This window comes from Salinimicrobium oceani (assembly GCF_012037645.1).
Genome location: NZ_JAAVJR010000847.1, coordinates 1 through 404, shown reverse-complemented (window position 1 = coordinate 404; position 404 = coordinate 1). Strand labels below are relative to the sequence as shown.

Sequence of the window (404 nt, the reverse complement as noted above, 5' to 3'; positions counted from 1 at the left end):
AGCTAAAGTGGAATGTGCAACTTTAAATGCATCTACCGGTCCCATTTATATAGCTGCTGGTGCCGAGATCATGGAAGGAAGTATGGTACGGGGACCTTTTTCATTAGGAGAGGAGTCTGCCCTTAAAATGGGAGCCAGGATCTATGGGCCTACCACCGTTGGTCCATATTGCAAAGTAGGGGGAGAGGTCACGAATTCTGTGATTTTTGCCTACTCTAATAAAAGCCATGATGGCTATCTGGGGAATTCGGTTTTAGGAGAGTGGTGTAACCTGGGAGCAGATACGAATACCTCCAATCTCAAAAATGACTATTCAAACGTACGGCTTTGGAATTATGCTTCGGAAAGATTTGCCCCCACCGGATTACAATTTTGCGGACTCATGATGGGAGATCACAGCAAAT

Annotated in this window: 1 pseudogene; it reads left to right on the top strand. The window is 45.3% G+C overall.

Annotated elements, in window-relative coordinates:
- Positions 1–404, top strand: a pseudogene (locus HC175_RS19690) (glucose-1-phosphate thymidylyltransferase); the annotation flags it as partial.